Source organism: Pseudomonas trutticola BRTCR10 (assembly GCF_056155105.1).
The window spans coordinates 135,001-155,066 of record NZ_CM149552.1; the positions used below are offsets into that span (position 1 = coordinate 135,001).

At 59.0% G+C, this 20,066-nt stretch carries 13 protein-coding genes, 1 rRNA gene and 1 pseudogene (1 of these 15 running past the window's edge); 5 read left to right on the plus strand and 10 right to left on the minus strand.

The window, feature by feature from the left end; translation table 11 throughout:
• Positions 1-1,745, plus strand: a 23S ribosomal RNA gene (locus tag ACVVH8_RS00650); it begins 1,049 nt to the left of the window's first position.
• A gap of 151 nt (positions 1,746-1,896) precedes the next feature.
• On the opposite strand, the gene ACVVH8_RS00655 is transcribed toward ACVVH8_RS00650, so the two are convergent.
• From ACVVH8_RS00655 to ACVVH8_RS00670, 4 genes are all read right to left on the minus strand, one after another.
• Positions 1,897-3,075 (minus strand): PepSY-associated TM helix domain-containing protein, encoded by a 1,179-nt coding sequence (locus ACVVH8_RS00655; protein ID WP_103306841.1) that lies wholly within the window; start codon positions 3,073-3,075, stop codon positions 1,897-1,899.
• Between the two features lie 77 nt (positions 3,076-3,152).
• Positions 3,153-5,657, minus strand: a complete 2,505-nt coding sequence (locus ACVVH8_RS00660; protein WP_475227991.1) for a TonB-dependent siderophore receptor — start codon at positions 5,655-5,657, stop codon at positions 3,153-3,155.
• An 87-nt stretch (positions 5,658-5,744) separates the two neighbouring features.
• Positions 5,745-6,746 carry a FecR domain-containing protein gene (locus ACVVH8_RS00665; protein WP_475227994.1) on the minus strand — a complete coding sequence of 334 codons (1,002 nt, stop codon included), beginning with the start codon at positions 6,744-6,746 and terminating at the stop codon, positions 5,745-5,747.
• The gene (locus ACVVH8_RS00670) at positions 6,746-7,246 is read right to left on the minus strand and encodes a sigma-70 family RNA polymerase sigma factor (RefSeq protein WP_103306844.1); all 501 of its coding nucleotides are present in this window, start codon (positions 7,244-7,246) and stop codon (positions 6,746-6,748) included. The genes ACVVH8_RS00665 and ACVVH8_RS00670 overlap by 1 nt, the downstream gene beginning before the upstream one ends.
• A 329-nt stretch (positions 7,247-7,575) precedes the next feature.
• Between ACVVH8_RS00670 and ACVVH8_RS00675 the strand changes: the two are divergent.
• Together ACVVH8_RS00675 and ACVVH8_RS00680 are read left to right on the plus strand one after the other, a co-directional pair.
• Positions 7,576-8,601, plus strand: a pseudogene (locus tag ACVVH8_RS00675) (HAMP domain-containing protein); the annotation flags it as partial.
• 69 nt (positions 8,602-8,670) lie between these two features.
• Entirely contained in the window at positions 8,671-9,456 is a 786-nt protein-coding gene (locus ACVVH8_RS00680) for a methyl-accepting chemotaxis protein (protein WP_371857642.1), read from the plus strand.
• A 135-nt stretch (positions 9,457-9,591) separates the two neighbouring features.
• Here ACVVH8_RS00680 and ACVVH8_RS00685 read toward each other — a convergent pair whose 3' ends face one another.
• The 5 genes from ACVVH8_RS00685 to ACVVH8_RS00705 form a co-directional block, all read right to left on the minus strand.
• Positions 9,592-10,059 carry an SRPBCC family protein gene (locus tag ACVVH8_RS00685; RefSeq protein ID WP_475227997.1) on the minus strand — a complete coding sequence of 156 codons (468 nt, stop codon included), beginning with the start codon at positions 10,057-10,059 and terminating at the stop codon, positions 9,592-9,594.
• Positions 10,060-10,081: 22 nt separating this feature from the next.
• Complete coding sequence (locus ACVVH8_RS00690) at positions 10,082-13,477, minus strand: amino acid adenylation domain-containing protein (protein ID WP_475227999.1); 3,396 nt, start codon at positions 13,475-13,477, stop codon at positions 10,082-10,084.
• A 13-nt stretch (positions 13,478-13,490) separates the two neighbouring features.
• Positions 13,491-14,420, minus strand: coding sequence for a diiron oxygenase (locus ACVVH8_RS00695; RefSeq protein ID WP_213027157.1), 930 nt, complete (start codon positions 14,418-14,420; stop codon positions 13,491-13,493).
• On the minus strand, positions 14,417-15,193 hold the full coding sequence (locus ACVVH8_RS00700) for a DUF3050 domain-containing protein (protein ID WP_475228002.1): 777 nt from the start codon (positions 15,191-15,193) through the stop codon (positions 14,417-14,419). Before ACVVH8_RS00700 ends, ACVVH8_RS00695 begins: the two co-directional genes overlap by 4 nt.
• Positions 15,194-15,963: 770 nt before the next feature.
• Positions 15,964-16,674, minus strand: coding sequence for a GntR family transcriptional regulator (locus ACVVH8_RS00705; RefSeq protein ID WP_103306850.1), 711 nt, complete (start codon positions 16,672-16,674; stop codon positions 15,964-15,966).
• A gap of 196 nt (positions 16,675-16,870) precedes the next feature.
• Here ACVVH8_RS00705 and lapG point away from each other — a divergent pair, with 196 nt between their 5' ends.
• Both lapG and lapD read left to right on the plus strand, forming a co-directional pair.
• Positions 16,871-17,563, plus strand: coding sequence for a cysteine protease LapG (gene lapG / locus ACVVH8_RS00710; protein ID WP_103306851.1), 693 nt, complete (start codon positions 16,871-16,873; stop codon positions 17,561-17,563).
• 14 nt (positions 17,564-17,577) lie between these two features.
• Positions 17,578-19,524, plus strand: a complete 1,947-nt coding sequence (gene lapD / locus ACVVH8_RS00715; RefSeq protein WP_103306852.1) for a cyclic di-GMP receptor LapD — start codon at positions 17,578-17,580, stop codon at positions 19,522-19,524.
• 135 nt (positions 19,525-19,659) lie between these two features.
• On the opposite strand, the gene ACVVH8_RS00720 is transcribed toward lapD, so the two are convergent.
• Positions 19,660-19,998 carry a tryptophan synthase subunit beta gene (locus ACVVH8_RS00720; protein ID WP_103306853.1) on the minus strand — a complete coding sequence of 113 codons (339 nt, stop codon included), beginning with the start codon at positions 19,996-19,998 and terminating at the stop codon, positions 19,660-19,662.
• Between the last annotated feature and the right edge of the window lie 68 nt (positions 19,999-20,066).

Here is a 20,066-nt window from a genome sequence, read left to right on the forward strand (position 1 = left end):
GTTGGCTTAGAAGCAGCCACCCTTTAAAGAAAGCGTAATAGCTCACTAGTCGAGTCGGCCTGCGCGGAAGATGTAACGGGGCTCAAACCATACACCGAAGCTACGGGTATCATCTTCGGATGATGCGGTAGAGGAGCGTTCTGTAAGCCTGTGAAGGTGAGTTGAGAAGCTTGCTGGAGGTATCAGAAGTGCGAATGCTGACATGAGTAACGACAATGGGTGTGAAAAACACCCACGCCGAAAGACCAAGGTTTCCTGCGCAACGTTAATCGACGCAGGGTTAGTCGGTCCCTAAGGCGAGGCTGAAAAGCGTAGTCGATGGAAAACAGGTTAATATTCCTGTACTTCTGGTTATTGCGATGGAGGGACGGAGAAGGCTAGGCCAGCTTGGCGTTGGTTGTCCAAGTTTAAGGTGGTAGGCTGAGATCTTAGGTAAATCCGGGATCTTAAGGCCGAGAGCTGATGACGAGTTATCTTTTAGATGACGAAGTGGTTGATGCCATGCTTCCAAGAAAAGCTTCTAAGCTTCAGGTAACCAGGAACCGTACCCCAAACCGACACAGGTGGTTGGGTAGAGAATACCAAGGCGCTTGAGAGAACTCGGGTGAAGGAACTAGGCAAAATGGCACCGTAACTTCGGGAGAAGGTGCGCCGGTGAGGGTGAAGGACTTGCTCCGTAAGCTCATGCCGGTCGAAGATACCAGGCCGCTGCGACTGTTTATTAAAAACACAGCACTCTGCAAACACGAAAGTGGACGTATAGGGTGTGACGCCTGCCCGGTGCCGGAAGGTTAATTGATGGGGTTAGCTAACGCGAAGCTCTTGATCGAAGCCCCGGTAAACGGCGGCCGTAACTATAACGGTCCTAAGGTAGCGAAATTCCTTGTCGGGTAAGTTCCGACCTGCACGAATGGCGTAACGATGGCGGCGCTGTCTCCACCCGAGACTCAGTGAAATTGAAATCGCTGTGAAGATGCAGTGTATCCGCGGCTAGACGGAAAGACCCCGTGAACCTTTACTATAGCTTTGCACTGGACTTTGAATTTGCTTGTGTAGGATAGGTGGGAGGCTTTGAAGCGTGGACGCCAGTTCGCGTGGAGCCATCCTTGAAATACCACCCTGGCAACTTTGAGGTTCTAACTCAGGTCCGTTATCCGGATCGAGGACAGTGTATGGTGGGTAGTTTGACTGGGGCGGTCTCCTCCTAAAGAGTAACGGAGGAGTACGAAGGTGCGCTCAGACCGGTCGGAAATCGGTCGTAGAGTATAAAGGCAAAAGCGCGCTTGACTGCGAGACAGACACGTCGAGCAGGTACGAAAGTAGGTCTTAGTGATCCGGTGGTTCTGTATGGAAGGGCCATCGCTCAACGGATAAAAGGTACTCCGGGGATAACAGGCTGATACCGCCCAAGAGTTCATATCGACGGCGGTGTTTGGCACCTCGATGTCGGCTCATCACATCCTGGGGCTGAAGCCGGTCCCAAGGGTATGGCTGTTCGCCATTTAAAGTGGTACGCGAGCTGGGTTTAGAACGTCGTGAGACAGTTCGGTCCCTATCTGCCGTGGACGTTTGAGATTTGAGAGGGGCTGCTCCTAGTACGAGAGGACCGGAGTGGACGAACCTCTGGTGTTCCGGTTGTCACGCCAGTGGCATTGCCGGGTAGCTATGTTCGGGAAAGATAACCGCTGAAAGCATCTAAGCGGGAAACTTGCCTCAAGATGAGATCTCACTGGAACCTTGAGTTCCCTNGAACTCAGAAGTGAAACGATGCATCGCCGATGGTAGTGTGGGGTTTCCCCATGTGAGAGTAGGTCATCGTCAAGATTGAATTCCGAGACCCCTGTCTGCTAATCCAGACAGGGGTTTTCTCGTTTCAGGGCCTATCAAATCAAACGATCAAACGGCTTTACGTGCCTTGCTGATACGCCGCGCTTGCCACTTGCGCCACCAGATGTAGACGCCCGTCACTGACAATGTCGCAATCAAGATACCTAATACCGCGATCATTACTTGCCCAGTGAAACCAATGATCCGTCCCCCATGTATCGGCAACTGCAACCGATAGAACCGCTCTCCCAACGTTCCCTGTCCCGCGATCTCCTGCCCTAACAATCGCCCGTCCGTACCATGGAAGAACAACCAGGATTTGCCATGGGCCTCGGTGTCATGTTGTCCGAACCCTGCACCGTAAAAGTTGTACTCAAAGCTGTAATACAACTCCCCGATCGCCGCTGTCAGCCCCAACCTTTTCCCCTCCTGCAATGCCCTGTCGTAAGCCTGTTGATAACTCAGTTGAGTCACTCCCAATTCCGAGGGAGGCATTCGTCCTCGAGCTTCATAGACGCTCGGTTCAACGGCTGAAAACAACGACACTGCGGGCTTGAACACCTGACTCGGCAAGTTCATGGCCACGCTGCTGATCGCGATCGGCAGCAACAACAGCCATAGCCATAGTCCCCCGGCTCGGTGCAGATCGAAGTTGAGACGATAGGCATGCCCGCCTTTCACCTTCCAGGCGGTCGACCACTTCTTCCAGAACGGCTTTCCACGCGGCAATGTCAGCCACAGCGCCACAAAACAATCGATCACCCAGGCAATGGCGACCAGCCCCATCAATAGCAATCCCCAGTTACCCGGCAACGTCAGGTTGTAGTGGAATTCGAGAATGAACGGGACAAAGTTCTCTCGCGCAAAGCAGCACTCTCCCCAGTAACGCTGCCCCTTCTGCTCGGCACTGACCGGGTCCAGATAGAACACCTGATTACGCTCATCGAACGGCTTGCCGGTCGCCGGATCATTGCGTGGAACCGCTGCCAGCAACGCCGTATGCCCGACCTCATGCGGGTACTCCATGTACCAGACCTGCAGTTTCGGATGAGCCGTTTGCACCGCATCCACCAGCGCCCCCGGTGCCAGTCGCTCACCCTCGGCAGACGCCGCATAAAACTGCGGGTTCAACCACTCATCCAGCTCATGATTGAACGCCAGAATGCTTCCCGTGATCCCGGCCAGCAGCAGAAACACTGCTGTGGCCAATCCGATATAGCGATGCAACAAAACCAGAAATGCGCGCACGAAAAATTTCCCCACAGAGAAGACAAAGCCAGCCCCTGAAGGTCAGGGGCTGGCTTTTTTATGCACAAGGCAATGGTTTAGAACTGGTAGCTGACGGTCGCGGCGACGTTGCGCTCTTCACCCATGTAACAGAAGTTCAGACTGGCGCAGGAAGCCACGTAGGACTCGTTTGTCAGATTGTTTGCGTTGAGACGTACGTCAACGCCCTTCAAGCCGACTTTGCCCAAGTCATAGCCGATCGATGCGTCGAATAAGGTGTAGGACGGCACCTTCAAGGTGTTTTCGGCATCTGCCCAGCTATAGCCGACATAACGCACACCGCCGCCTAAACGAAGGCCATCCAGCGCTGCGCTGTCGAACTTGTAGTCGGCCCACAATGAGGCCATATGACGCGGCGCTTGGGTCGGCGAATTGCCTTTGTTCTCGATCACGTCGGTCGCCGTGCTCAGGGTGCTGACCATCGACTTCGAGTATTCGATATCGGTGAAGGTGTAGCTGCCGAGTAACTTCAGGTTATCGGTCAACTGCATGTGCGCTTCCAGTTCCAGCCCCTGAGAGCGAACAGCGCCTACAGCGCGATAGAAGTTTTCCTGCGGCAGTTTGGTCGCCAGGTTTTCCTGATCGATGCGGAACAGCGACGCAGTGAACAGGTTATCGGTGCCTGGTGGCTGATACTTCAGGCCGACTTCCCACTGCGTGCCATCGGTCGGGGCCAGCGGGTTGCCCGCGCTGTCAGCATAGGAATTGGGGTTGAACGACTCGGAGTAGCTGATATACGGCGACAGGCCGTTATCGAACAGATACAGCGCGCCCGCACGCCCTGTCAGCTTGGTGCGTCGGTCGTTGATTTCGGTGCCCAGCGAACGCCCGGCTTCGGCGATGCGATTTTCGTCAGAGGTCTCGACCCAGTCCTGACGCAGACCCAGCGAGAAGCGCCACTTGTCCATCTCGATCAGGTCTTGCAGGTAAACGCCGGTCTGCTCCAGGCGACGCAGGTAGCTGGTCTCACCGTACATGTCGATCGCCGAGTTGCCATAAACCGGGTTAAACGCGTTGATCGGCGCGAGGCCGCCGCTGGTCCAGTCGACCACGGTCTTGCGTCGCTGATAATCCGCACCCATCAGTACCGTGTGCTTGGTCGCGCCGGTGAAGAATTCGGCCTGGAGCATGTTGTCGACGATAAACGCATGCAAGCGCTCGTCACCACCTGTGTAGTAGCGGTTCAGCTCGTTGCTGGTCGGCGTGGTCCAGCCATAGGCGTAGACCTGATCCATGTTTACTTTCGAGTCGAGGTAACGGAAATTCTGGCGTGCGGTGAAGACATCGTTGAAGCGGTGTTCGAACTGATAACCGAACGACTGCTGATCGCGCGAGTAGCCATCGATTCCCGGCTCGCCTTCGAAGAAGTTTGGAGAGATCCGCTGGCCATTGCGCTGATGGATCGTGCCGTCAGCCGGTACGCCACCGTGGTAGCCGCCATCCGGGTCATGTTGCAGATACGCTTGTAGTGTCAGCGAAGTGTCCTCGCTGAAATCAATGCTGAGGGTTGGCGCGAGGGCGAAGCGCTTTTCTTTGTTGTGGTCGAATTGCGTGCCGGACTGATCGGTCAAACCGGTCAGACGATAGGCGATGCGCTTGTCGTCATCGACCGGACCGCTGAAGTCGAAACCGACCCCGCGCTGGCCCTGAGTGCCGATCGTGGCTTGAACCTGATGGTAGGCCTCATACAGAGGTTTTTTGCTGGTCAGTGCCACCAGACCGCCCGGCGAACTGCGTCCATACAGCACCGACGACGGACCTTTGAGAATGTCCACGCGCTCAAGAAAATACGGATCCACCTGCATGGTGCTGTAGGTGCCGCTGTCGCCCATCGACTTGAGGCCATCGAGGTAGATGTTATCCACCGAGCCGTCGTTGAAACCGCGCATCGCCACGTAGTCATAGCGGTGCGTGGCGCCATACGGGTTGGTGAGCACGCCCGGTGTGTAGCGCATCGCTTGCGAGACGGTTTGCGAGCCCTGGTCGTCCATTTGCTCACGAGTGACCACGGACACGCTTTGCGAGGTTTCCAGCAGCGCCGTGCTGGTTTTGGTGGCGATCTGGCTGTGGGTCGCGTTGTAGCCGTCCATGCTGCCCAGCGCGTTGCCGAGGGCGAAGCCTTTGATGTCCGTGGTCGGCAGGGCCAGTGCTTCGGTTTCGGCTACCGGACGCAGTACATAACTGCTGCCATCCTGGCTGACCGCTTCCAGACCCGAACCGCCGAGCAAATGGCTCAGTGCCTGATCGGTGGAATACTCACCCTTTACGCCCGGAGATTGGCTACCCTGGGTCTGCTGCGGCGTCATCGACAAGGTGATGCCAGCCTGACGCGCAAACTGATTCAACGCTTCACCCAAAGGCCCGGAGGCGACGTTGTAGCGATGGCTGACTTCTTCGGCACTGATACCCACTGCCAGGCTAACGCTCGGCAGTATCCCAGCACCCAATGCGGTGGAAATCAGCGCAGCCCGAACGGCATGGCGCAGCAGGCCCGATTCGGCAGTGAAATACAGAGGGTTCTTACAGGTAGCGCGGACAGTCATTGTGGGTTTCCGTAGGAAGTCGCGAAGGCTGAGTTGAAGTGCTTACTGACTAAGCCGGACTTGCTGCGAAAACCCGCCAAAATAATTTCAGGCTACACGTTCCAGGGTTACCCACCAGCGAGTGCGGTAGCGCAATTGCACCGGCAGGGTCTGCGGCAGAATGGCCAGCAGCTTGTCGGTGTCTTCCAGGCGGAACACACCGGACAAGCGCAAATCGGCCACGTCCGACGCGCAGTTGAGAAAGCCCTGACGATAGCGACCGACCTCGCTCAGGAAATCCCCCAGACGCATATTGCGCGTGACGATCAAGCCATCGACCCAGGCGCCGACATCCATATCCACCGCCGGTGCCGGGCGCACTTGAAGGTGATCAATCAGATAACTCTGCCCGGCGAGCGCTTCGATCGAGCTGCCAGCGGCGTGAATGGCGACGCGCCCACTGGTGACGCTCAGTCGCGTGCAATCACTGTCCTGACGCAGGATGAACCGCGCACCCTGCGGCTCATAAACGCCATGGCGACTTTGTATGCGCAATGGCCGCTCGACCGATGCGCCTTCGTCCGCACCGCCACAGGTGACGATGATTTCGCCACGCGTCAGTTTGATCAGCCGTTGCTGCGCCGTGTAATCCAGATCTACCGCACTGGCGGTGTTGAGTTCGATCCGCGTACCGTCCGGTAACTGGAAGCCGCGCCGCTCGCCGGTCGCTGTGGCGTAATCGGCGCTCCACTGTTGCCACGCGGCGGTGTCCTTGGCCAGCCATGCCGCGGAGCCCATCAACAACGCGCCCGACAACAGCTTCAAGGCTTGCCGGCGACCCAACCCCTGCGCACTGTTTTCCAGCGTATTGAACGCCACTTGGGCGCCGGGCACTGCGCGTAGATTGTTGCTCAGTTCGGCTTGCAGCGACTGCACCCGTTGCCACGCCAATTCATGCTCATGATGTTCGGCACGCCACTGTTCGCACTGGCGGTTCAACCGCGAATTGCCGTGGTTGTTGCGCAGGCGCAGCAGCCAGTGAATGGCCTGTTTGACCACTTGCGGTTGCGGCTCGGCACGGCGCCCGAGGGAGAAATTATCCGAAGGCATCAGCTTTCGTACCGCAACACATAGCAGTGATACAGCGCATCGGCGACGTAGCGCTCCACCGAACGCAGAGACAAGCCCATGTGCTCGGCGATCTGCTTGTGGGTCAATCCTTCGCACTGCGCCAGCAGAAATGCCTGACGCACTTTCGGCTTCAGTCCTTCAAGCATGCGCGCGATGTTCTCCAGCAATTCGATGACCAGCGCCCGGGCTTCGGCACTCGGCGTTTCGGCTTCAGGCAGATGGGCGATGGTTTCCAGATAGGCGCGTTCGATTTCTTCACGGCGCCAATGGTCGATTACCAGACCCCGAGCGATGGTACGCAGGAAGGCGCGGGGTGCCTTGAGTTCGAGGCGTTCGGTACGTTGCAGCAGGCGCACGAACGTGTCCTGCGCCAGATCTGCCGCATCGGCGGCGTTGCCCAACCGAGCGCGCAACCAAGCGTTGAGCCAGCCGTGATGACTACTGTAGAGCGCCTGTACTGCAAACTCAGGTGAGGACATGAACGCGACAGCCCGAACGTCACAAATGATAATTAGTCGCATTGTCATCAAGGGTTACAGAATTTGCAACTGCTGCTCAAACATCGCTCATAAAAAACTTCTCGGCGGGCGCTCTAGCACGCCGTTCGGCGGGAATCTGCCATAAATGCCTTCGATTTCCTTCACAACCCTAAGATTTCTGCGAATGGTGCCGACAGACTGGTGAGACATGCGTGCACCAAAGTAGAGCGGCCATCAGAACGCTGCCTGCCAGCTATTGGACATTTGGAGCTACATGGAATGTTGCATCCCCGAACGCATCCCCACTTTTGCATAAGAAGTCCCATGAAATGAATCTCAAGTTCAGCCATAAAATCCTGTTGGCCGCCTCGGGCGTCGTGGTCCTGGCTTTCGCTTTGTTCACCCTCTACAACGACTATCTGCAGCGAAATACCATTCGCCAGAATCTGCAGTCGTCTGTACAGCAGGCCGGCGACCTGACCGCCAGCAGCGTGCAGAACTGGATGAGCGGGCGGATCCTGGTGCTGGAAAATCTCGCGCAAAACGTTGCCCACCAGGGTAAGGACGCCGATTTCCCGGGACTGGTTGATCAACCGGCCTTCACTTCGAACTTCCAGTTCACCTACGTCGGCCAGGCCAACGGTGTATTCACCCAGCGCCCTGATGCGAAGATGCCGGACGGTTACGACCCGCGTCAGCGTCCTTGGTACAAGCAAGCGGTCGCCGCCGACAAAACCATGCTGACGCCGCCTTACATGGCCGCCGTCGGTGGTTTGGTGGTGACCATCGCCATGCCGGTGAAAAAGAACGGCGAACTGCTCGGTGTGGTCGGCGGTGACCTGAGCCTGGAAACCCTGGTGAAGATCATCAACTCGGTGGACTTCGGTGGCCTCGGCCATGCATTCCTGGTCAGCGGCGACGGTCAGGTGATCGTCAGCCCGGACAAAGATCAGGTGATGAAGAACCTGAAGGACATCTATCCGAACGCCAACGTGCGCATCGAGAAGGGCAATCAGAACGTGGTGCTCAACGGTCAGGAGCGCATCCTGTCGTTCACCCCGGTCACCGGTCTGCCGAATGCCGAGTGGTACATCGGTCTGTCGATTGATCGCGATAAAGCCTACGCCGCACTGAGCCAGTTCCGTACCTCGGCGCTGATCGCGATGTTCGTGGCGGTAGGCGCCATTGCCGTGTTCCTGAGCCTGTTGATCACTGTGTTGATGCGTCCCCTGATCACCATGGGCCGCGCGATGCAGGACATCGCTCAGGGCGAAGGCGATCTGACTCGTCGTCTGGTCGTGGAAAGCAAAGACGAATTCGGTGAACTGGGCAGCTCCTTCAACCAGTTCGTTGAGCGGATTCATGCGTCGATTTCCGAAGTGTCGTCGGCAACCCGTCAGGTCCATGACCTGTCGCAACGCGTGATGGCCTCGTCCAACGCCTCCATCGTCGGTTCCGACGAGCAAAGTGCGCGCACCAACAGCGTCGCCGCCGCGATCAACGAACTGGGCGCCGCCACGCAGGAAATTGCCCGCAACGCCGCCGACGCATCGCAACACGCCAGTGGCGCCAGCGAGCAAGCCGATGACGGCCGTCAGGTGGTTGAGCAAACCATTCTGGCGATGACCGAGCTGTCGCAGAAGATCAGCCTGTCGTGCACCCAGATCGAAACCCTGAATGCCAGCACCGACAACATCGGCCACATCCTCGATGTGATCAAAGGCATCTCGCAGCAGACCAACCTGTTGGCGCTCAACGCGGCCATCGAAGCGGCGCGTGCCGGTGAAGCGGGTCGTGGTTTTGCGGTGGTGGCGGACGAGGTGCGTAACCTTGCTCACCGCACCCAGGAATCGGCGGAAGAGATCCACAAGATGATCACTTCGTTGCAGGTCGGTTCGCGTGAAGCGGTCAGCACCATGAACGCTAGCCAGGCGTCCAGCGAGCAGAGCGTTGAAGTGGCCAACCAGGCCGGTTTGCGTCTGGTCAGCGTGACCCAGCGCATTGGCGAAATCGACGGCATGAACCAGTCGGTCGCTGCCGCAACGGAAGAGCAGACGGCGGTGGTGGAAACCCTCAACGTCGACGTTAACCAGATCAACTTGTTGAACCAGCAGAGCGTGGCCAACCTCAACGAGACGTTGAAGGATTGTGATGCGTTGTCGCAGCAGGCCAATCGCCTGAAGCAGTTGGTCGACAGCTTCAAGATCTGACCGCGTTATCGTTCATCGCGGGCAAGCCCGCTCCCACAGGATTTCTGGCGAACACAGCATGTGTGACCGACCTGGAACCTGTGGGAGCTGGCTTGCCAGCGATAGCGGTGGTGCAATCACCGCTGAACTAAAGCTTTAAACAAACAGCTTTAAAACATTCCCCATCGCATCATCGGCAAACTCCTGCACGAAGTCCTTGAACCCCGGCAGCGCCTCCTCGCCGCCAGAAGCCGGTTCGGCAATAATCGTCCAGGTCGCCCGCGACTTCCCCGCCCCCAGCGATTCGACATTCATCGCCGCCCACAGATTGGCCACGCCCAAGGTGTTGTAGATCGTTGTCCAGGTCATGCTCCGCGCCTGCTCGTCGCGGGAGTTGAGTTGCTCGACCACCACGTTGCCATCCTTGAAAAATTTCTTGCGTAGCGAGGACACGCCCTTGCCGGTGATTTCGATGTGCGACAGCGCCGGAATGAACTGGTCGAAGCCGCCGAAGTTGCCGACCACCGCCCAGACCTGCGCCGCCTCCGCCGGCACGTCTACCGAAGAAACCACGTGGCAGCCGTGAGGGTTTTTGATCAGGGTGTCCGGTTGCAGAGTGCTCATGGTGTTGCTCCTTTTGGATGAACTAGATGAAGTTGATTTCTTTCAGGTAATCGCAGCCGCGACGCAGCAGCGCCGGGGATTTCTGCGGGTAGTGCGCGCCCATCTGCTGCACGCCGGCTTGTGCATTGGCGTGACCGATCAGGGAGATGTCGCCAATGTCTTCCTCGAAGCCGTTGAGGTAGAAACCGAGCACGCCGAACAGCGCGTTGTCGGCATCGACTCGCCCGAGCTGTTGCTGCCAGTCGGCGACGCTGACCAGCGAGAATTCGCTGCCGGTTTCGCGGAACGAGGCGACATAGGCGTCCCAGCTCAAGGGCTCGGGGTTGTGCAGGTTGAACACCGCCCGCTCGGGCGAATAACGGCTGGCATGGAAAGCGATGAAACGGGCGAGAAAGTCCACCGGCATCAGGTCGAAATTCAATGCGAAGGCCGGCACCTGACCGAGCTGGATCGAGCCTTTGAGCATCAGCATCAAACGGTTCTTGTGCGGCTGGCAGACGCCACTGAGGCTGTTGAAGCTGATGTTGCCGGGGCGATACAGGTTGACGCGCACACCACGTTCGCGCGCCCGTTCAAGGATGCGCTCGCCCACCCATTTCGACAGGTTGTAGCCGTTGCGAATGTAGATCGGTGGCGTCGTTGCAGCGGGCAATTCCAGCACGCGACCCTCGGCGTCAACGGTGCTTGAAGCCGACAGCGTCGAGACGAAATTGAAGACCTTTTTGCTGCGCCCTTCGCACAGGCGCAGCAGTTCGAAAATCGGCTCGACGTTGTCCGCTGCCAACGACTCGTAATCGAGGACGTGATTGACGTTGGCGGCGTTGTGCACCAGTGCGCCGAACTCGCGATCCAGCCGCTGATAATCGGCGTCAGTCAGCCCCAGTTGCGGGCGGCAGATGTCAGCCGCGTAAACCCGCACCCGACTCAGGTCCAGATGTTCGAGGCGGTTCTCGCGCAACGCCTGGGCGAAGCGTTGCGCCGCCGTTTGCCCGCCACCGTCGCGCACCAGACACGCCACTTCGCTGGCGCCCCAACCGAGCAGCGCCTCGACGATGTGCACGCCGACAAAGCTGTTGGCACCCGTGACAATCACCTTGTGCACATCGCCCATGCGACTGATCGGCAGCGGCTCGATATCCAGCGTGCGTTCGGCGTCGGCCATGGCCTGGGCGCTGAGCACGGCGCTGTCATCGGTACCGCGCACCAGGGTCGCGAGTTTGATGATGGTCGGCAGTTCGATGAAGCGATTGATCGAGATACTGCGGCCGAACTCTTCACGCAGGCGCAGCAACATCCGCGACAGCAGAATCGAGTGACCACCGAGATTGAAGAAACTTTCGTCGGTAGAAATGTCGCTGGTCGGCAGCTCCAGCAACTCGGCCCAGATCTGCAGCAGCAGCGCTTCGTCCTCGTTTGCCGGCAGGCATTTCGGCCCGCTGTCCTGCACGCTTACCGGCAATGCCAGCAGCGCTTTTCGGTCGACTTTGCCGTTGCTGGCGAATGGCAGGTGCGGCAATTCAGTCCACGCTACCGGCTGCATGTAGTCCGGCAAAAATTGCTGGGCGTGGGCTTTCAGCGCATCGCGGGCAGCGTCCGATTGCGGCCGGGCGAGGAACGCCAGAATCCGTCGCTGACTGTCTATCACCACGGCGATTTGCCGGTACAGCTGGCTCTCGCGCAGGCAGCGTTCGATCTCTTCCGGCTCGACCCGAAAACCGCGGATCTTCACCTGATTGTCGCGCCGCCCGCACAGCTCGATGCCGTGCTCGCCCCACTTGGCCATGTCGCCACTGCGGTAGGCGCGCAGCTGTTGGCCGTCCGGCAGATTCAACGTCAGATAGCGCTCGGCAGTCTGCTGTGGATTGTTCAGATAGCCGAGGCAGACACCGGGGCCGACGATGAACAATTCGCCGACGGTGTGCTGCGTCACCGGTTGCAGGTCGTCATCGAGAATCAGCACCTGGCTGTTGGCGATCGGCGCGCCGAGGCTGCGGTTGCTGTCGCCGGGTTTGAGCTGTCGGGCGGTGATCAGCACCGTGGCTTCCGTGGGGCCATAGAGGTTGTGCAGTTCGCCTTGTCGAGTCAGTTGCTCGATGACGAACGGTTCGCAAACATCGCCGCCGGTCATCACCTGTTGCACGCCTTGCAGTTGCTCCAGCGGCAGGATGCTCAACAGTGCCGGCGGCAAGAAGGCATGGGTTAACTGTCGGCGGCGGACCAGCGCCACCAGTTGCAGTGGATCGCGCCGCTGCGTGTCGTCGGGCACCACCAGTTCGGCGCCTGTGAGCAGGGTCGGGAAGATGTCGATCAGTGACGAATCGAAGCTCAGCGAAGAGAACTGCAACACCCGACTCTCAGCGTGCAACTGCACGTAGTCGGCGTACCACGCGGTGAAGTGCGCAAGGTTGGTCTGGCTGAGCAGCACTCCTTTTGGATGCCCGGTGGTGCCCGAGGTGTAGAGCGCCATGCACGGCGCATCGAGTTCGGGGCGCTGGCGCATCAACGGTTGCGAAAGGTCGGCATCGAGGCTGTCGATGCGGCTGAGATCCAGCCCCGGGATCGACTCGCTGAGCGGATGCGAACCGTCGTGCAGCAACAGCAACGCGCCGGCGTTTTGCAGGATGTATTGCTGGCGCTGCAACGGATGGCTCGGCTCCAGCGGCAGATATACCGCACCGCTGCCGAGGATCGCCAGAATCGAGGCGAACAGCGTCGGGCTTTTCGGCAGGCAGATGCCGACGACCCAGGGTTGCGGATGCTGATCGAGCAGGGGCTGCAAGTGCTGTTGAATCGCCCGACTGTGCGCATGCAACTGGCGATAGCTGATCGACTGCTCGGCGAGGTGCAGCGCTGGACGATCAGCATGACGGATCAGGCTCTGTTGCAGACGCTCGATCAGTGGAATCTGCGCTTGTTGCAGCAGTGGCACATTCGTCGTGTTGTTGAGGCGATGGACGTAAGCCAGGCTGTCGAGGAACAGCAGGTTTTCCATCCGTTCGAAATCCGGCGCAGTCACCGCAGCGGCTTGCTGGAAGTAGTCCGGGTCGCGGGAATAGCGGCTGACCAGCAATGACACTTCGTCCACCACTTGCGCCAGCACTCTTTGCCGCAGTGCCTGGCCGTTGCCGGACGGCTCATCGGCAATCGGCACGCGGCTGATCAGTGACGAACCCAGGAAGCACAGCAGGTCGAGTGACGGCAGACCGGCAAGGCTTTGCGCCCCGACACCCAAACGCAGATGCAGGTGGGGGATGGCGCAGAAATCGCCGGCGCCGATGAAGCCGTCGTCGATGATCAAATCCATCGTCGGTTGCGCGGCGCCGCTACGCGCCAATGAATGACCGTGTTGTTCAAGTTCATGCGCCAGGTCGGTCATGGCCTGGCTGACGCCAATCAGCAAAATGTCGAGACGTTTCATGTCGGCCTCCTCATCAAACCAGGTAATCGCGCAGGGCGTGCTGCACGCACGGTGTGTCGAGCAGCGAACTGCTGTGGAAGAACTTGACGATGTTGCCCACCAGCGGATGGTGGCGATTGATCGGGAAGGCCAGTCCGGTCATTTCCTCCTTCAGCGAATGGCGTGTGGCCTCGCTGACCGGCAGGGCATCGATCAGGCGCAGGTCGAAGGCTTTCTGGATGTCGTTGGTCAGGTAATGGCCGATGAACACCGGCAGGATCTGCGCAATGGCTTCGCGATCCGCTGTGCTTGCGGTGTGCCAATAGATGCGCACCATCCGCGCCCAGAAGCTCGAATGGCGGCCCTCATCGAGCAAGTGGTCGGCCATCAGGCCCTTGATCGACGGCTTGACCGTGTCGTCCCGGGCGAACGCCGCGACATCGCCGGTCACGGTGTTCTCGGCGATGGCCACGCAGATCAGCTCGACGGCGCTGCGCAGGTGTTCCGGTGCCAATGCAATTGCGGCGGGGATGGCCCGGCTCAGCTCGATTTCGTCGGGCAGTTCGATTGGCTCGATGCCGGTCATGGCCACCGTTTGCTGCATGAAATCCATGGCCACCAGCGCGTGGTAGTCCTCGTCGACCACCACGGTCATCGCGTCGTAACGGCAAGCGAAAGGGAACGCCACGGCGAAGCGGTTCTTGGCGATGCTGCGTGCGGTCTTGTCGACGATTTCAGTCTCGAAAATCACCACGTCATTGATGAACTTGTACAGCGTCTGCACCAGAGCGAAATCACGCTGCTGCGGGCACTCACGCAGGAAGGTGTCGCTGAGCACCAACGGTTGGCGACTGAGCGGATAGATCAGGCGTTCGTCGTTTTCCAGCATCCGCCGCGGGCGGGTACGGATGGTCGCGCGGCCTTCCCAGGCCTCGGCGAAGGATTGATAGTCGGCGGCGTTCATTGGGCCACCTCCGCCAATGGCTCGCGCATGCTTACCCGCAGGCCATCCCACAAGGCGATGCGGCTTTCCACGGCGGCGATGGCGCTGGCGTAGACCTCGGCTTCGCGCTGCGGATCGCCATCGACCAGACGCTCCAGCAGTTGCTCCGCCGCCGGACCGTGATCCTCGGAGTCGACCTCGATGTGCCGTTCCAGGTAATAGCGAAAGGTCGGAGCCTGTTCGATGCCGATGCCCCAGTCGTCGAGGATGCGCTGGAACATGGTCGGAATCACACTTTCGCGGCCATGCAGAAACGCGGCGGCAACGCTGTGCCCCGGTGCATGCAGGGCAATACGCAAGGTGTCGCGGACAAATTGCGCGGCGGCCGGGTCGACCTCGACGCTTTGCAGCGCTACGTCATAACTCACGCCTTCCTGCTGCAGCGCGACGAAGCGCTCCGCCGCCGCGGTGCTCGCACCGACTTCGCGCATCGCGTCCAGGTACAACTCGAAATGGCTGTAATGACCGTGGCTCAAGCGGTCGTCGGATTCCTCGCCGAGAACAATCTCGTTGATCAGTCGGGCTGCATGCGGATCACGCGGCGGCAGCCAAGGCAGGCGGGTGCAGGTCAGTTCCTGTTGCAAGCGCTTGGTCAGCGACATGAAATCCCACACGGCAAACACGTGGGTTTCCATGAAACGGCGCAAAACAGTCATTGAATCGATCTCGGCGAATATCGGGTGAGCGCTGAGTTCGGCTTTTTTCAGGGCGAGTTGTTGCTTTGTTGGAGACATGACGGGGCCTTTATCCTTGATATGAAATGGCTGTGTTATTTCAACTTCGCAATCAATGGAACAGCGGCTTGTTATTCTTTTTTCCAGGCGAGCGACGGCCGCATACAAATCATTGAAGTTGCATTAAATGTATGGGCGCTACGGCAGGCGGCTCAGGCACTTTACTGCCCGTTGGTACCCTGGCCGTTGGCCGGTGCTTGCCTGGGTCGTGGAGTTCAAGCTCGGCGGAGAAAAACTAATACATCGCCAAACAACTTAACAAGTGTAATTTTGATTATTTTCAGTTGTCATTTTTTCAAATATGAGAGTGTCCGACAAAACTATTTGAATAAGTTTTATTTGGGCGTAGTTGCTCCTTTCGGCTAATAAAGGCCAAAATCGAATAAACAGAGTGAATGCCTCACTCGAAGCAACTTTTTAATTAAAAGAATGAAGTTTTTTGAGGGGATGAAAGTTGGCCCGCAACGACGCCGATTCTTTCCTTTTCCCGTGACAAGGCTCCTTCCGTAGGTTCCTGTTGCGGGGACTGCGCCGGCGGTGCGGTGCGTCGCCCGTTCTTTTTTGGGTTGGCTGTTCAAGAGTGCGGGTAAATGGCCGCCACGGCTATTACCGATTTTTCATTGCAGGAGTGCAATTTCCGGGCTGATCGGCGCAGGGAGGGTAGAGCGAAGACGGGGATATGCCAGCGGATTCGTGGCTGTCGGCAGGAGGGATTTGTAAGCGGGTTATTCGCCGGGCAGACGCACTGGTCCGGGCCCGGCGTGCAGGGTTCAGCGCGCGGCTTTGCGCTGTTGTCCGGCGGGGCTTGCGAGATAGCGGGTGATAACCTCGACACCGCGATTGAGGTGTTGTTTGAGCAGTGCGACGGCGTGATCGATATCGCGCTCGATCACCGCTTGCAGCATGGCGCGGTGATCGTCCTGAGAAAGTTTGCCCAGGCCCATGGCCTCAAGGTTGAAGCGCAGGAAACGTTCTTCCTCGTTGAGTCCGTCTTCGACCAGGCGCAACAGCCGCTGGTTGGGGGCTTTGCAATACAGCGCCATGTGGAACAAGCGGTTGAGACGGCCGATTTCCGTGTAGTCGTGTTGCGTCTCGAGTTCTTCGATATAGCCGGCGGCGCGTGCATGATCGGCTGGCGTCAGCAGCGCGATGGACTGGCGCATGGCTTCGGTCTCGAGCAGGATCCGCAATTCGTAGGTTTCCGTGGCGTCACCCTGAATCAACGGCGCAACCACGGCGCCCTTGTGTGCGGTAACGCTCAGCAGTTCCTGCGCTTCGAGCTGGCGCAAGGCTTCGCGCACGGGCATGCGACTCACACCGAACAGATCGGCCAGATCCTGCTGGCGCAGGGCGGTGCCGCACGGCAAACGACCATCGAGGATGGCAGCACGCAAGGTTTCTTCGATGATCGAGCGGGCCAGGTGCGCGGGAATCGGCCCATCGACTTTGATGCTCTGTAGCGGTTTGGGCTTCTGTGTCACGACTACGCACCCTGTAGGTCGGCGGAATTTGGATCCAAAGGACACTAGTGATTGCTCTACAAGTTGTCAAACCGTGTAAAGGTTGTGTGCCTGAAAACAGTTTAGCGCGCTGGCGATGATCTCATGGTGCCATTGTTTTTTAGCGGGCTAAGCTTCACCATCAAACGCTTTCCTTCCTGCCCCCCGGAAACCTGCTGTGGCGGTACGTTTCGCGATCCCCCGGACTCTGCGCTGGCTAGGCTGCGCACTGCTGCTGGCCAGCCTCATGCTGGGCGGCCTGCATGCCGATTGGGATTTTTCCGCCATCAGCCGCAAGGCCACGGCCCTCTATGGACCGCTGGGCGCCGGCCAGCAGCGGATCGACGCTTGGCAAAATCTGTTGGCCACGCAGAAACAAGTCAGCGAAATGGAAAAGCTCAAAGTGGTGAACCTGTTTTTCAACAAACAGATGCGCTACGTCGAGGACATCGACCTGTGGCACGAGGTCGACTATTGGGAAACCCCCATCGAAGCGCTGTGGAAGGGCGCCGGCGACTGCGAAGACTATGCGATCGCCAAATATTTCAGCCTGCGCCATCTCGGGGTTTCCAGTGACAAGCTGCGCATCACCTACGTCAAGGCCCTGCGCCAGAACCGCGCGCACATGGTGCTGACGTACTATGCCACTGCCGATGCGATGCCGCTGGTGCTCGACAGCCTGATTGATCCGATCCAGCCAGCCTCCCAGCGAACCGATTTGCTGCCGGTCTACTCTTTCAATGCTGAGGGTCTGTATCTGCCGGGGGCCAAGGGCAACAAAAAGGTTGGCGACACCAAACGCCTGTCGCGCTGGCAGGATGTGTTGAAGAAAATGCAGGCCGAAGGTTTTCCGGTCGAAACGATTAACTAGGAGCACGCGCTCAGATGTCTTTGTTCAAACAGCTGTTGATCGCTATCTGTCTGTTCCTGGTGGTCGCCTTCACCGGCAGCTTCATGGTCAGTCTGGAGAGCTCGCGCACCCAGTACGTCAACCAGTTGCGCTCCCACGCCCAGGACGCCGCCACGGCGCTGGCGTTGTCGCTGACGCCGAATATCGACGACCCGGCGATGGTCGAGTTGCTGGTCAGTTCGATCTTCGACAGCGGTTATTACGCGAGCATCCGTGTGGTCGATCTGAAGACTGACCAGACGATTGTCGAGCGCAACGGCATCCCCGCCGTCAGCAATGTGCCGGACTGGTTCGTCAAACTGATCGGTCTCGAACCTGCCGGTGGCGACGCGCTGGTCAGCCGTGGCTGGGAGCAGGCGGCGCGGGTCGAGGTGGTCAGCCATCCGATGTTCGCCGTGGCTAAACTGTGGCAGAGCGCGTTGGGCAGCCTTGGCTGGCTGCTGATCTGCGGCGCGGTAAGTGCGGTGCTCGGTGCGTTGTTGCTGCGCCGGCAATTGAAGCCGCTGGATTACATGGTCAAACAGTCCCACGCCATCGCCCGCCGCGAATTCCTCAGCCTGCCGGAATTGCCGCGCACCCCTGAGTTGCGTCGCGTGGTGCAAGCGATGAATCAGATGGTCGAGAAGCTCAAGGCGCTGTTCCAGGAGCAGGCCGAGCGCAGTGAAAAACTGCGCACCGAGTCCTATCAGGACAACCTTACCGGTCTGGCTAACCGGCGCTATTTCGAGATGCAGTTGAACAATCGGGTGAGCAACCCGGAGCAGGCCAGTTCTGGTTATCTGCTGCTGTTGCGGGTCAAGGATCTGGCCGGACTGAACCAGCGTCTCGGTGGTCAGCGCACCGACGAATTATTGAAAGCGGTCGGCGAGCAACTGTCGCGCGAATGCGCCAAATACCCGGAAACGCAAAACCTCGTCACCCGTATTCGCGGCGGTGAATTCGCCGTGCTGGCGCCGGGGCTGGTGCGCGAAGAAGCGCTGCAACTGGCGCAGAACCTCGACAGCGCGCTGGGCAGCTTGCACGCGACGGGCGCGACGGATGTGCCGGCGGTCGCCTCCATCGGCCTCGCGCCGTTCGCCCATGGCGACTCGCCGCAAGCCGTGCTGACCCTTGGCGATCAGGCGCTGGCGCAGGCCGAGGGGCAGGGCGAGCAGAACTGGGCGTGCATCGATCAGAGCCTGACGGCGGATGTCGGTGACGATCACCATGCCTGGCATCGCCTGCTGGATCAGGCGTTGAGTCAGCAACGTTTCGAGCTGTATTTCCAACCGGTGGTGGCCGCGCAGGACACGCAACTGGTGCTGCATTACAAAGTGCTTTCGCGCTTGCTCGATGAGCAGGGCCAGACCATTCCGGCCGGGCGTTTCCTGCCATGGCTGGAGCGTTTCGGCTGGACCGCACGCCTGGATCGCCTGATGCTCGAACGTGTACTGGAGCAGATGAAAGCGCATGAGGATTCGCTGGCGCTGAATCTGTCCTCGGCGACCCTGGCCGATTCGCAAGCGCTGAACAAAGTCTTCGAGATCCTGCGCGCGCATTCCAACCTTGGCCCACGCCTGACCCTGGAAATCGGCGAAGAGCAATTGCCGGAGCAAGCGGTGCTGGAGCAGTTGACCCGACGTCTGCGTGAGCTGGGTTTCTCGCTGAGCCTGCAACGCTTTGGCGGACGCTTCAGCATGATCGGCAACCTGGCGCGGTTGGGCCTGGCTTACCTGAAGATCGACGGCAGCTACATTCGCGCGATTGATCAGGAGAGCGACAAGCGTCTGTTCATCGAAGCGATCCAGCGCGCGGCCCACAGCATTGACCTGCCGCTGATTGCCGAGCGGGTCGAGACGGAAGGGGAATTGTCGGTGATTCGCGAGATGGGCTTGTATGGGGTTCAGGGGCAGTTGTTCGGTGAGCCCAAGCCTTGGAACTGATCGTTCCCACGCTCCGCGTGGAAATGCAGCCCGTGACGCTCTGCGTCACAAAGGTAGTTGAGCGGTGCGGCCGGAACGCAGAGCGTCCCTTGATGCATTCCCACGCGGAGCGTGGGAACGATCAGCCCTGGAACATCAGATCAACCCGGTCTCTTCATCATCAATCAACTGACTCAACCCGCCCAACGCTTCCCGCGCCTGGGTACGGTCCATCAGCTTGGCCTGCGCTGCCGGCGGCAGGTCGGTGACGCGGATCACGCCTTTCTGGGTCAGCACCTGAATCAGGTCGTCGAGTACCCGAATCATTTCAAAGTCGCTCTGCTTGAGCTGTTTGAGGCTGTTTTCCACGGCTTCGTTGGCGTACCACGCCTGGATTTCGTGGTGATCGGCCGGCAGCGTTTCCGTGGCCTCGGCGTACGCCGCAGCTTCCACGCGAATCAACTGGCCTTGCGCATCGCGTTGCACGTAAAACATTGAGCATCCCTCGGAAATGAACCAGCGTCATGCTGTCAGCAGCATAGCCAACTGCGCGCAAGTATGCG